Raw genomic sequence first — 13,850 nt, forward strand, 5'->3', positions numbered from 1 at the left:
TTTCCCTAAATATTGTTATGAAAACGGCGTGACGTCGTTTTCTCAAGGTAAGCCCATAACTCATATGTGTGTTTTATGCGGGTATCTTTATTTTTAGCGCCGTGATGGTCACCAGGGACATTATATCGTTTGTATGTAACTTGAGATCCCATTTCTGCCAGTTTTTGAGCCAACTGGTCCGAATGAACTATTGGTGTTGTTTGGTCATTAACATAGCCAGAGATATAGCATGTTGAGTCTGAGGGGAGACTGTGTCGAGGATAAAAAAAGATTGGATCCTCGGATGCCATGAACCTATCCCAGTCAGCACTCTCTGGATTTCCATATTCTGTTATCCAGGAAGAACCAAATTTATTCTCTAATAAAGACTTGGTATTGGTTATAGGAACTTGACAGATAATATTTTTTACGAGATCAGGAGCATGTAGCGCTGTTATTGCTGTAAGAAGCGCGCCATGTGACATACCATGAAGGAAAGTTGTATCTGCATTACATATGTTTTCTTGGATGAGTGTCCTTACGCTATTTTCAACGTCTTTCCTAACGAGAGATCGTCCTGATCGTTGTCCAGCGGTATGCCATGCTGGACCAAACTCTCTTCCGCCACGACTGCGGACAAGGACGATATTGCCTCCTTGAGCTAGCCATAAAGCATAAATAGGGAAGGAGAAAAAAGGGTCATTGTTAATTCCAAAACCTCCATATATGTGTATTATTGTTGGCCGAGGTTGATCGAATGAACCATAGCAATCGATTGGGATTTTGGTGCCATCAACTGAAAAAGAAGAAAGTCGACGATAGTGCAATCCTTGATTGGGAACAAGGGTAGATAGGGATCCTAGAAGCTTGACTTTCCCTGAGGGGTAATCCACACTCCATATTTTTCCAGGGTCGATAAAGGAAGATGTTTGGAATAATATGTTTTTTGCTGTGTAACTTAGAACATCTATTCGGTTCCCCGCTGGGAGATCGAATCCGGTAACTAGTGCCTTAGCTGAACCTTTTGAAGAGAAAACTATTGCACAAGCGGCATCGTAGTGTCCGATATAGATAGAATTCTCATTTGAGATCGCGGACGTTAAATAACATTTTTGTGTGCCTTGAATATGTGCGCATCCATTAATTTGGCTCATCTTCCCTTTAAAGCGGGATGCGGGGTCCGAGAATGTCTCCAACGTAGCTCTTTGAGCGTTTTCATTATGTTGTTGTAGATCTATATACTCCATCAAGGAAGGGAATCGAGTGTGCATGGACAAAAATATATAATTAGGTTTACCTAAGTTCAAGACCTTGGAACAATTCATTTTTACTGTGTCGATAACCTTAGTTGGGGAAATTTGGTTCTTGTGAAAAAAGTGTTGGATGGTTAGAATCGACTTAGGTTAGCCTAACCTGGCTATCCTGTAGTGAAAAGGATGTTCGTCAAAGAGGAGAACATTATGTCCGATATTGAAATCATTGAGGTAGACGAAACTATTACGGATCAGATTACTGTTCCGCATTGCCATCACGCTCAAGTCACGCCAACCTTTGCGTGGGCATAGCAAAAATGGGTGATATGGAAGGTGGTAGGAAATCTATCGCCTTCCACATTTTCAATAGTGTGTATTGAAAATCGGATGGTAAGAGAAGATGTTTTCGTTATGTCTTGAGGCTCGTCACCTTTCTGAAGGACGTACTTTGATCCACTGTGTAGATGATGCCAAGATAATTGTGACTGCTAACACGTATTCCGTTATTGAGGAAATCAAACGTGCTGAAGAATGTCAAGATCTTGATTGTTTGGGTGTCCCTCTCAAAAAGATGCTTCTTAAGCATGGATCTGTGCTTCCAATTGAACGTCCTTGCAATGAAGCAGTTATTGCTGAAAATGACTGTCATGTACACCAAGGCGAAAGCGGCGTTGAGGTTCTTGTATGTGGTTATGAACCTGTTGGGACACGCTTGGTGGCAATATTACATAATGAGGGGGTCAAGGCCCAGTATTCTTCTAAAACCATCCGAGAGTGCTCGTATGAAGTTATTCGAGGAGGATTTCTACTTATATGTAGAGGCCCTGGGTCGCGTCAGCTGTTTGCTGATGAAGTGAGGGCTTTAGAAGTTTTAGATATAACCTGGGCAGTGGTTGACTATGCTGCGAGATCATTCTTGTTTGGCCCAGTTGTTCAAGATGGGAAAGGTGCACGTTTTTCTGATTGTATGAAACGATCATGGGGAAACGCTATCAATAAAGAAGTTTATTTGGCAGAGTTACAACCAGCGTTATGGGGAAACTTCCTCAGTCGTTTAATCTCTGCTCATCCTGCAATGGAAATGCTTGCACATCTGGTAAGGGGACTAATTAAGAAAGACGTAGAAAACAAAGAAGGAGTATCTCCACTCGATACTGTCTGGGAAATTGGGTTAGATGGTCAGCTAGATGTGCGTGCAGTACTGCAGTGTTCCTTTATTAACGGACCCTCAAAACAAATTCAGATACACCCACCAACATACCTGGTAGACTCAAAATTCGGCATAGTTAGAGAGTTGAATGAGGTCCGTTATTCTCCTTCGATGCCTAAAACTCTTCACACAACACAAGCTAGAGTCACCGACTTGGCTCGGGTAGCGGGGTATGCCAATACGGTATTCTGTCAAGGTTCCACGCTTATTTCTGATACTTGTGCTGGTTCGGAACGAAAGAAAAAAATTGAATATAACATGAAGTCCGCAATCGGGGAGTCTGTAGAGCGATACTGTTCGAATCTTATTGATCTTCTCCCAGTTATTCATGGAAGTTACGATAGCCTTCTTCGACGTGGCTACCCTGTTCTTGATCCTTCAGAATTAGTATTGTTTTCTGAACAACAATATGCGGAACCAGGCTTTCCTTTTGAAAAATTCTCTCATGATTTGCCAGTTTCATGGGTAGAAGGCCGTTATTATGGTTCGGATTCTCCCGTTTTTGTTCCTGCCTCTCTTGTGTATGTCAACTGGTATACGAATCAGTACCACCATGAACCTCGCGTGAACTTTCCAGCTTTTGCAGGAGTTGCGGCAGGCGAAACAATAGAACAAGCTACGCGTTCAGGAGTCAGCGAGATCTTGGAACGCCATGCCACGATGGTGTGGTGGCTTAATGCACAGGCTCTTCCGAGTATTGAATTAGCGCCAGGACAATGCCAGCTATTTGAGAGTTCACAAGATATTCTGCGCCCTTCCTTGGTCCATCTTGATAACACGTTTGATGTGCCTGTAGCAGCTGGAATCGTTCATAATGATTCACACCAATTGGTACATGTTGGTTTCTCGTGTCGTTCAACGATAGATGATGCTGCGTTAAAAGCATGGAGCGAGGCGTTAACGTTGCAAGAAGGTGCCCTTGATCTCTTAAATCCAGAGGGAGTCCATTGGAAAGCTATTGCAGAAGGCTTCTTGCCTGGCAGATCCTATAAAAAATGGCGCGGCGATCGGTGCTATCTGGATGACTTCCGCCAAGATATGAAAGATGTTGACGATTTACTCGTACAACAAGAAGTATTTCTGGATCCACGTGCTGTACGGCGTGTTGCACATTTGATTGATCGCCCAGCAACGCGTCAGGCCAATAGTGTTCCTCACCTAAAAGACAATTCTCTTGCTTCCTATGTAGAAAAAATTGAAGCTCGAGGGAAGCGCGTCATAATCGTTGATATCACGTCCCCTGATGTAGCTTCGTGTGGTTTGAGGGTGGTACGTGCTCTTGTCCCGGGTTCAGTTGGGAACTCTCCGGCTGCGTTCCCGTATCTAGGGCAAGGTGTCGTGGCGCGTGAAGCGGTAGAACTTGGATGGCGAGAACGTGCCTTGACGGATGCTGAGATAAATCTATTTCCGATGCCGCATGCATGAGCAGGCTCATCTCACAAAGAAAGTAATAACGCATGTTCACTCAACAAATGATGGTTATTCGATCAGCAGGTTTACGTGTGATTCTCTTGCTCCCGTGTATCGTGATCGGCCTCGTCGTTTCCTGTATATACGTCATAACAGCGCTAGTTAATGCGCGCCTATTCGTAGAGTTACTAGGCGAAAGAGATACAACGCGAATCATCTGGTTCGTGTGTATCGTGTCAGTGTTACTTCTGATTCGCCCACTGATAGATGTTGTTGGGCAGCTTGCACAGAACCGTGCCGGGTTAATCGTGAAGCGCAATCTTCGTCAAACATTGTTGAATAAAGTTGAGCAACAAGGGCCGATGCGAATTGGGCTTGATAGGGCGGGCGTTGTTCAATCTGTGATAACAGATGGCGTTGAAGCGGTTGAAACCTACTTTATTAAATATTTTACCCAGCTGGTTGTTACAGTAGTAACAGCAATAGGGCTCGCATTTGGGCTTGCGATGATATCGCCGTTAATTTCCGTTGTGTTATTGACGTGTGGGATTGCTGTGGTGGCTATTCCTCGACTATGGGACAAAGCTTTAGCGGAGCGAGGTCAATCTCACTGGGCAGCTTACGAAGAATTGAACGCAGATTTTATTGACGCGATGTTCGGTATGACTACCTTGAAATCTTTTGGCGCAGCGGGTGCGTACGGAGAACGACTTGAGCGTCAGTCACGTGATTTATTGGCGACGACGCTCGGGCAGTTACGTCTTTCTTTAGGGGAGACGGGGCTCAGTACGTTAATGAAAGGCCTAGGGCCTGCTGTAGCATTGATCATTGCTTTTATTCAGGTTCGGTCGGGGAGCCTTAAAATTGGCGACGTATTTACAGTGACCTTGGTATCGGTTGAGATGTTCCGGCCGTTCAACCAACTGTCAGCATCCTGGCATGAGGCATTCTTTGGCATTTCTGCATTGCCGTCGATGAACAGCATCTTATCTATGTCCGCCACAGAAAACTGTAAAAAAGAGCCAGAAACTCACAAGGACGTGCCTTTGACTATCACGTTTCAGAACGTAACTTACACGTATGTGGGGTCCGATACTCCAACGCTTCCTTGCCTCAACCTCACCATTGCAGAAAAGCAAACGACTGCCTTAGTAGGATCATCAGGTTCAGGAAAATCCACGGCACTCGGATTACTTATGGGGTTCGATCAGCCAGAATCAGGCTCTGTACTGGTGGGAGAGAACAACCCTGCAGATATTGATATATCTCAGTTAGTGACGTTAGTTCCTCAAGATCCACTTATTTTCCCAGGAACTGTGCGAGAAATTCTCCACATGGCTAAACCGGACGCGAACGACGACGACATGATTAGTGCGCTTCGGCTAGCCCAGGCAGATATGTTGCAGATGGAAATGGAGGACACCTGTTCGCACAATCATGTGTTGGATCTGTTTATAAACGAACATGCAACGAATCTATCAGGTGGACAAAAGCAACGTCTTGCGATTGCGCGAGCACTCATCCGGAACACTGACGTGTTGATCTTGGATGAATCCACATCTGCACTTGATACGCATACGGAAGAACTACTCCTTACCGGAATAAGAACGGCTCGTCCTGATCTGACCTTGATACTCGTAACGCACAGAATTGATACTGCCGCGAAAGCGGATCACATTATCGTGATGGCTCATGGAGAGCTGGCGTGTTCTGGTAATGCACATCTCTTAGCTCAAGATCCAGAATCAGCATGGTCGCGCCTCCTTGAAATGCAGAAAAGACAGTAGCAGATATGAAGAACACCATGAACAATATCGTGCAACTGATGGTGCGGTTACACGAATGTCTCCCACTTTTTATAGCATCCACGATCGTCACGATGCTAGCGCAATTAGCAGTCGTTGGCGCGGGGATAACATCAGTGTGGATTTCCACGTCTTTTCTCCTCGATACGCACGCAGAACTCACTGGTTTTGTGGCTCTCTTGGGGACTTTGGTTCTTACGCAGGCCGTAGCAACCCTATGTGAAGTGTGGTGGTCCCATGAAGTTGCCTACCGGATTCTTCACACACTCAGGCGCCATATATATGCTGCTATTAGCCGCATTGCGCCTTTAGGCCTTCACGGACGCCGCACGGCAGATATCGCATCGGCAGCCATGGACGATGCAGAAAAACTTGAATGGTTTTACGCCCACACCGCCTCCACAGCTGTCTGCGCGGTGGTAACTCCAAGCATTCTTATATCCATTTTATACGTGCTTATCGGACCTCTCGCTCTTGTCATGATCATTCCGATTGCCCTGATGGTAGTTTTTCCATTACTTCTTATGCCGATTCAACGCCAGCAAGGGAAGATTTTACGATCCGGGCTCGTGGATTTACGAGCAACTGTGCTTGATTCCATCCAAGGACAACGCGAATTACGTTCTTTGGGAATGACCGAGCATCAGCATGCACACATCGGAGAAATCGCCGATAGAGTCCAACATATATACGCTCGCCAAATGCTGCGCAGAACCTGGGAAAGTACATTTGCCTCGGTCATCACTGCAGTAGGGACAACCATCATTCTGATCATCCTCACTGGCCGCGTTCTTGATGGGCATAGTGATGGACAAATATTGCCAATCGCCATCGTTACGGCAAATATGTGTGTGATGCCAACAATGACGTTCGTTGCCATGATGGGACGAATTGGAGAAATTGGCGCCTGCGCAGAACGTATTAACACTATCATCGCTGCTCCAGATCCAATACCTGCTGCTATAGAGATGCAATCACTCACGCGAGAACATGAAGAAGGAACGTTAGTCAGCGAGAACGTCGTTTTCTCCTACGCAAACGAACCTGTTGTCAACGGCGTCAGTCTTGTTGCAAAGCCAAACCAGACAATAGCTCTGGTGGGGCGATCCGGTGCCGGAAAAACGACGTTCGCCAACCTAGTCATGCGATTCTTAGACCCGCAACACGGCGAACTCAGGTTTAATGGAACCAACCTACGATCGTATGGTCCTGATGACTACCGGAAACAACTCGCGCTCGTTCCGCAAGATTGCCATATATTCGCCGGAACTGTACGGCATAATCTCGCATTAGCCGCTCCGAACGCCTCCGATGAGGAGATATGGGAATCCCTTCGTGCTGCCCACATCGATCATTTAGTCACCCAACTTGGCGGTTTAGACGCTCACATTGGCGACCGTGGGACAACACTATCTGGAGGAGAACGCCAACGTATCGGTATTGCCCGCGCCTTCTTGCGCAATCCGGAGATGCTCATACTCGACGAACCCCTAGCAAATATCGATCCGATCCTAGAATCGAGTATCGCTCACAATGTCAGGACTCTACGAAACAACCGAACAACGATCGTCATCGCACATCGATTGACGTCCATCTTGATGGCAGACCATATAATCCTACTCGAAAATGGCCAGATATGTGCACAAGGTACTCACGAACAACTCATGCACGAACCCTCATATCAGGAATTATTAGGAGACCAGCTATCCTAGGGTCGTGCTAGCACGTGTTCAAGGCTCCGCGTGTTATTCGTTTAATTGTTGTTCGATATTTTTGACGAGGATATTGCCATCAATTTCTGCGATGTTATAGGTGTTTGCATAATCTTTAAACGCAGAACAAGCTTCTTGAATTTGGGAATAATGTCCGGCTGCTTGTTAAGCTGTAAGGCCAAAACAATGGGCGGCTTGGATTAGTTCTTTCTTATTACGTTGAAAACCTGTGCTGTTATGAAGAATGGGTGTTCCTGCAATCCTTTGAGAACGAAAATCTGGCGAGACATCGAAAAGTGGAGCCAAACTCCATCCTTTATCATTGCGAATGAAACCATAGTTTCGCATGTGGTCATCAACATTATTCAAAATGATTGATAGAGCGATCCGATCAAAAAGGGACGTCTTATCTTCACAGGGAGAGACACAGAAAGAATCCATATAGCTCGCCAGCATTTCGAAGGAATATGGTTGAGAAAGATTGTGAAGATGAAGAAGCTAGGTGGCGGAAATATATCCGATCCGTTCGTCTCCAATTCGATCAAACCTTTTAGCGATCAATGCTGAACCATAGGTGTCAATCCGAACAAGGCGGAATTCTGGAACAGGCAGTCCTGCATCACGTGCACATGAGAGTGCAACAGCTTCCCACGCTTCAACGTCATCATCATCTGATTTATATGAAAATTTGACCAAGCTCAGCCCGAAAGTGAATCAATTACGTTAATTTTGGGACGCGCGCCACCGAGAGACGATCCTGCGAAAGCAATATGTGAAATATCTTCTTCGCTAAGATGAGTGAGATTTTGAGCCTTACCTGCAATAGAAAGAACGTCATTTTCTGTTGGGAGAAGAGAAGTGTGCTCTGCAAGTAACTCACCATTGCTGAAAAACCGTAGGTTTCCCATCCGGCTTCTATCGTCTACAAGGCTTATATAATCAAAAATAGATAGCTCTTGAGGACCTTGCTGGATGCGAATAAGTTTTTGCCCCAAGAATCTGGTCCTGCATCATCAATTGCACCAGGTAAGGACGGGTTTCCGAAAAATGGCAGAGTTTTATTAGTGAGCGGTAGATCTGGACTAATTGCGTAAGAATCTCTGCGATGAAGCCATTCTGAATCATAGGTAAACTCGCTTGAAACAAATTTGCCAGTTGCGGAGGTGTTTACCGAATTCTAGGAGATTCTGACGAGTAACAAAGTCATTACTTTTCATGAGCTCCCCATTTCTTTCATCTTCTATAATGTTCTTAATACATAACAATATATATCTTTATGTTATGTGAAGTGAACATTAAATCATGTAGTTGACTGCTGACGCACCCGATAGCCCGTTCCGCGCACCGTCTCAATCAGATTCTCCCGTACCCCAAGAGCCTTCAAATGCGCACGCAACCGATGCACCGTAATCCGCACCATTTCACGCCCACCCACACTCTCATCCGTATTCCATACGTGAAGCAACAGATCATGGAAACTCACCGTGCGATTGTTATTATGCAAGAGTTGCTCCAAGACGCGAGACTCCATCGCCGGCAACACCGTCGTCGATCCGGCAAAACTCAATTCACCGGTGTCTGAATCAATTCGGATGCCTTCGGCCTCGCTCCACGAAGTTTCACCACGTCTCCGTAGAATCGCCTCAATGCGCAAGCCGACTTCAGGCGGTGAGAATGGTTTAACGATATAATCGTCTGCTCCGGCCTCCAAGCCTCGGATACGGTCCTCTTCCTCGCCCAGAGCCGATAAAAGGATAACTGGTGTGGAGCTCTTCCGGATAGAACGGCATAACTCGATTCCACTTGATCCTGGTAACATGACATCAAGCAATACGAGTTCAACATTGTGAATTTTCAATATTTCTTGTGCTTCTTCTGCGCTTTGCGCGCCTATCCATTCCCGCCCGGTTGATTCAACAACGAATCCGATAATGGCGCGAATTTGAGGTTCATCATCGACAACAAGGACAACGTTCATACTATTTCTTCCGTTCTAGCAGAAAAAGCTGTGTGTCCCGTGAATCGGGAGCTGAATAAGTACTTGGGTTCCACTGCCAAGTACAGTATCAATAATCAGCCTTCCGCGATGCGCAGCAATGATATGGTCTACGACTTTCATTCCTATTCCAGAACCGGCCTGCGGTAAATCGTCATGTACTTCTAGGGCTGACGGGGAGGCTTGAGGCGAAGATGGACGAGCTGTAATACCTTTTCCGTTGTCTTCGACAACGACAAGAGCAATTCCATCGTCGGAAGAGACGCGAATAAAAGTTTGTACATTCTTGCCACCGTGTCGTATGGAATTTGTTAGTAAATTCCATACGACCTGTTTCAACATGCGTGGATCTGCTTCGACAAAAATTGGTGCTCCGTGGTTATCAAGGCGAATATCGCACGGGTGCATAATTCGGAATTCGTGAACTGCCTCGCGGATGAGTTGCCGAAGGTCGATCTTTACTAGATCCACAGTGGCGAGCGATTTTTCCATACGAAACAGTACTAGAAAATCCTCTGCTAGAGCGCAGGCCGTTGCTGAATTTTCAGCTATGGTATTCAGGAATTGTCTTTGGACGGAACTGATTGGTCCCAAATCCCCAGTCGTCAGGATCTCTGAGGCGCCTTTGATAACTGTCAATGGAGTTCGGATTTCGTGAGAAAGATATGCTGGGGAAACAAGGTTGGATAAGACGCGCTGCTGTAGAGTGGCGTTTTGTTGCCGTGTTTTGCGTAGCAAACGGTACGTCCATAACCACATGACTGCGCTGATGCCGCACAGTGTCGTCAATGTGACCAATAGTATGACCATGAGCATTAACGTCGAATAATGTTTTCGAGTTCCTCACCAGCGAGCAGGTGGCGAACTTGGCGTTCAATTAACCGCTCGAGGCGTGGTGCTAAAGCCTCGGAATATCCGCCATTGTGTGCTGAGATAAGCACGTTAGGGTGAGCATAGAGCGGGTGAGTAGCTGGTAGCGGTTCCGGATCAACGACGTCGAACGCGAAGCGTAACCGGTCAGCATGCTTCACCATTGCATCCGTATCGACAATCACGCCGCGAGCCATGTTCACAACCAACGCGTCATCCTTCAACAAGCTCAAGAACTTGTCGTCAACCATGCCGCGCGTCTCGTTGGTTGCTGGAACAATCAAAATAACAATATCGGCGTCCGGTAACAATTGCGGAAGCTGCGATGTAGCGAAAATATGACCATCGGCGTCGTCACGTTCACTACGACCAACACGCACCAGATCAACCTCGAACGGCGCCAAACGCTGAGCAATCGCTGTTCCGACGCCGCCTACCCCCACCAGCACAACACGCTGATCAGCTAAACCATGCGAATAGAATGTATCCCAATTCCCGGCAGCCTGGGAGCGCACCGAACGTGGAACTTGGCGCTGCATCGCAAGGGTGAGCGCAAGCGTCAACTCCGCCGTCGATGTTTCGTGAACAGTTTTCGCGTTAGCCAAAACATGGTGAGCCGAAAGATGGGGGAGAACCGCCTCGTATCCGAGAGTCGAGCACTGCATATAGGTGAACTCGACGTCGTCAAGATACTGGTATTCTGGATTCCCACTAATCAACGGCGTAACAACCATGTCGATTTTCTTCACCGGTGCCGGACCGCGAATATCCCAATCAACGATCTGAACATCGGAACCAAATTTTTCGAGAGCGCCGCGAACAATATCGTTGGGCGAAGAAACAATAAAAGCCATACCTTTAGCGTAATGCATGGGAGCGATCTGGGTCGCAATCATCGACCATCCGGCGCGCCACTAATGAACTATTTTCGGAAACGTCCTAGGCTAACTAACAGCTATGCCCATCGCATAGCAAAGAGGAGGAAACATAGTGGCACGGTCTGAATCAGCCGAGAGTTCATCACGTAAACCGAAGAAACCCGCACGCGCCAAAGCCGAACCAGAAGCTCCGGCGCTGAGCGCATCGGATCGTATCCTCGGTGGAAACGGTGGCCGGCTTTTCATACTGATTGGTCTGACCATCATCGTCGCATTACGCGAATGGTTCGGACTAGCTGGCGTTATCGGCCCAGTAATACACCATGCAACAGCAGGCTTCGTTGGCGTGCTGTCTGTCCTTGTACCTATCGTCCTCCTCGGCATTATCGTTAAACTCTTCTGGCGCTCGCGTGCCGATTCCACGCCACGCTTCCTTGTAGGTATCGCACTGATCGTGGTCGCGGTAACCGGCATGATCCATATCTTTATGGGGCAACCTATGGTCACCGACGGATTTGCAGCAATCGAGGCAGCCGGCGGGTTGATCGGCTTCCTGGTGGGAACTGGATTAGCGAAACTACTGTCAGTATGGGGCGCGATTCCATCGTTAGTCTTCCTCATCATGTATGCACTGCTGTACGCCACCGGCACCTCCGTCAAAGACATTATGGATTGGGTGTCGAACAAACGTGCCGAACGTACCGAATTCGAGCCAGAGCACACGCCGTCGGTTCCGTTCGATCACCCAGAAGAAATCGATGACGAAGAACCAGTTTCACGTCTGCGTCGCCCACGAAAGAAGGCGAAGGCAGCCGACGCTACCCAAATCCTGCAACCTGCTAAAGCGCAAAAACCGCAGCCTGTTGAGCCAAAGCCAGCCTCCCGGCCAGCTCCAGTCGCCCCGGTTCCAGCAAAAACTGCGAGCGAACCAGAACGCAAAGCGCCCAAGCCAGAACCATTGCCGGAACGTATCGAGCAGCTCGAACTTGCCTCGAATATCACCTACACCTTGCCGTCAATGGAGATGCTCAAACAAGGACCACCACACCTGGAGCGTTCGGAGGTTAACGACAAGGTTGTCGAATCCCTCACCCGCGTCTTCTCCGAATTTTCGGTCGACGCCGAAGTTACCGGATTCTCGCGGGGCCCAACAGTTACCCAGTACGAAGTTGAGCTCGGACCTGGTGTGAAGGTCGACAAAATCGAGTCGCTGTCGAAGAACATTGCCTACGCTGTAGCATCCTCCGATGTCCGTATTTTGTCGCCGATCCCAGGCAAGTCCGCCGTCGGTATTGAGATTCCGAACGCGGACCGCGAAACTGTTCTCCTCGGCGACGTCCTACGATCTTCAGTGGCACGTAAGCAAACCCATCCACTTGTCGTGGGCGTTGGTAAAAACGTTGGCGGGCAGTATGTGGTTGCAAATCTGTCAAAGATGCCTCACTTGCTGGTTGCTGGTGCAACCGGTGCCGGTAAATCTTCGTTCATCAACTCGATGATCACCTCTATTATGGTGCGTGCCACCCCAGAGCAGGTACGCATGATTCTGGTCGATCCGAAGCGCGTTGAACTAACAATCTATGCTGGCATCCCACACTTAATCACCCCGATTATCACTAACCCGAAGAAGGCTGCTGAAGCGCTCGAATGGGTGGTGCGTGAGATGGACCAACGCTACGATGACTTGGCTGCTTACGGCTTTAAGCACATCGACGATTTCAATGCGGCAGTTAACGAAGGGCGAGTTACCGCACACGAGGGATCGCAGCGCAATCTTCAACCGTATCCCTACCTGCTCGTCGTCGTTGACGAATTAGCTGACCTGATGATGGTCGCTCCGCGTGACGTGGAAGCCTCCATTCAGCGTATTACTCAGTTGGCGCGGGCTGCTGGAATCCACTTGGTTTTGGCAACCCAGCGGCCATCCGTCGACGTCGTTACCGGCCTGATCAAGGCGAATGTTCCGTCACGTTTGGCGTTCTCGACGTCGTCGGCAACCGATTCACGTACAATTCTCGACTCGGTGGGTGCCGAGAAACTCATCGGTATGGGTGATGCGCTCTTCGCACCAGCAGGCTCGATGAAGCCTATGCGTGTGCAAGGCGCTTGGGTGGACGAAGAAGAAATCGGCGCCACCGTCAAGCACGTCAAGGCACAAATGCAGCCGTCGTATCGTGACGATGTCATTCCGAAGCCCGGTGAAGTGAAGAAGGTCGACGACGAAATCGGTGACGACCTCGACGTCTTGCTCCAAGCCGCAGAACTCGTTGTTAATACCCAGTTCGGCTCAACCTCTATGCTTCAACGAAAGCTGCGTATCGGGTTTGCTAAAGCTGGCCGCATGATGGACCTGCTCGAATCGCGCGAAATCGTTGGGCCGGGAACCGGCGGAAAAGCACGCGATGTGCTGGTCACCCCAGATCAACTCGACGATGTCATCGCACTCATTAAGGGCGAAGACGTCGATCTTTCGGCGCCGAAGGACGATCCGGCGATTGAGGATATTGCTAATGGGGAAATCGTCGACGGTGACGTGAACGCTGAGGCAACGCAGATCGTGAACACCGAAGAGTATGCCAACGCTGACGAAGGTACCGTCGTGATGTCTACGAATCGCTACGAAACTGACCCGTTAGAAGCAACCAGCGAAATGCCGGTTGCGCAAAATTGGTATGACGACGAGCTTGACGACGAAGGTGAATCGGGCGAGGATGCGTGGCAACTCACTGGTCGCTGA

General features: G+C 48.2%; 10 protein-coding genes and 2 pseudogenes. 4 read left to right on the top strand and 8 right to left on the bottom strand.

Going from position 1 to position 13,850, the window contains the following annotated elements; translation table 11 throughout:
- Positions 1-5 precede the first annotated feature (5 nt).
- A complete protein-coding gene (locus JTE88_RS03110) occupies positions 6-1,133 on the bottom strand; it encodes a prolyl oligopeptidase family serine peptidase (protein WP_204425322.1) in 1,128 nt (375 codons plus the stop codon).
- Between the two features lie 499 nt (positions 1,134-1,632).
- Here JTE88_RS03110 and JTE88_RS03115 point away from each other — a divergent pair, with 499 nt between their 5' ends.
- From JTE88_RS03115 to JTE88_RS03125, 3 genes are read left to right on the top strand one after another with little or no spacing between them, the layout of a single operon-like run.
- The gene (locus JTE88_RS03115) at positions 1,633-3,867 is read left to right on the top strand and encodes a YcaO-like family protein (RefSeq protein ID WP_204425323.1); all 2,235 of its coding nucleotides are present in this window, start codon (positions 1,633-1,635) and stop codon (positions 3,865-3,867) included.
- A gap of 32 nt (positions 3,868-3,899) precedes the next feature.
- Positions 3,900-5,639: an ABC transporter ATP-binding protein/permease gene (locus tag JTE88_RS03120; protein ID WP_204425324.1), complete on the top strand. Its 1,740-nt coding sequence runs from the start codon at positions 3,900-3,902 to the stop codon at positions 5,637-5,639.
- A 5-nt stretch (positions 5,640-5,644) separates the two neighbouring features.
- Positions 5,645-7,369: an ABC transporter ATP-binding protein gene (locus tag JTE88_RS03125; RefSeq protein ID WP_204425325.1), complete on the top strand. Its 1,725-nt coding sequence runs from the start codon at positions 5,645-5,647 to the stop codon at positions 7,367-7,369.
- Between the two features lie 165 nt (positions 7,370-7,534).
- On the opposite strand, the pseudogene JTE88_RS09040 reads toward JTE88_RS03125, so the two are convergent.
- The 7 genes and pseudogenes from JTE88_RS09040 to JTE88_RS03160 all read right to left on the bottom strand — a co-directional run bounded on the left by JTE88_RS09040 (position 7,535) and on the right by JTE88_RS03160 (position 11,089).
- Positions 7,535-8,065 (bottom strand): annotated as a pseudogene (locus JTE88_RS09040) (HipA domain-containing protein).
- Between the two features lie 2 nt (positions 8,066-8,067).
- Positions 8,068-8,364, bottom strand: a complete 297-nt coding sequence (locus JTE88_RS03140) for a hypothetical protein (protein ID WP_204425328.1) — start codon at positions 8,362-8,364, stop codon at positions 8,068-8,070.
- Positions 8,301-8,456: a hypothetical protein gene (locus JTE88_RS09235; protein ID WP_366499767.1), complete on the bottom strand. Its 156-nt coding sequence runs from the start codon at positions 8,454-8,456 to the stop codon at positions 8,301-8,303. Before JTE88_RS09235 ends, JTE88_RS03140 begins: the two co-directional genes overlap by 64 nt.
- A gap of 213 nt (positions 8,457-8,669) precedes the next feature.
- The gene (locus JTE88_RS03150) at positions 8,670-9,347 is read right to left on the bottom strand and encodes a response regulator (protein WP_204425330.1); all 678 of its coding nucleotides are present in this window, start codon (positions 9,345-9,347) and stop codon (positions 8,670-8,672) included.
- Positions 9,348-9,362: 15 nt separating this feature from the next.
- Complete coding sequence (locus JTE88_RS09045) at positions 9,363-9,857, bottom strand: sensor histidine kinase (RefSeq protein WP_239519552.1); 495 nt, start codon at positions 9,855-9,857, stop codon at positions 9,363-9,365.
- A gap of 54 nt (positions 9,858-9,911) precedes the next feature.
- Positions 9,912-10,181: pseudogene (locus JTE88_RS09240) on the bottom strand (histidine kinase dimerization/phospho-acceptor domain-containing protein); the annotation flags it as partial.
- A complete protein-coding gene (locus JTE88_RS03160; protein WP_204425334.1) occupies positions 10,181-11,089 on the bottom strand; it encodes a 2-hydroxyacid dehydrogenase in 909 nt (302 codons plus the stop codon). The gene JTE88_RS03160 and the pseudogene JTE88_RS09240, both read right to left, overlap by 1 nt.
- A 136-nt stretch (positions 11,090-11,225) precedes the next feature.
- Between JTE88_RS03160 and JTE88_RS03165 the strand changes: the two genes are divergently transcribed.
- Complete coding sequence (locus tag JTE88_RS03165; RefSeq protein WP_204425336.1) at positions 11,226-13,850, top strand: FtsK/SpoIIIE family DNA translocase; 2,625 nt, start codon at positions 11,226-11,228, stop codon at positions 13,848-13,850.

Origin of the sequence: Arcanobacterium phocisimile, assembly GCF_016904675.1 — a bacterium.
GTDB classification, from domain to species: domain Bacteria; phylum Actinomycetota; class Actinomycetes; order Actinomycetales; family Actinomycetaceae; genus Arcanobacterium; species Arcanobacterium phocisimile.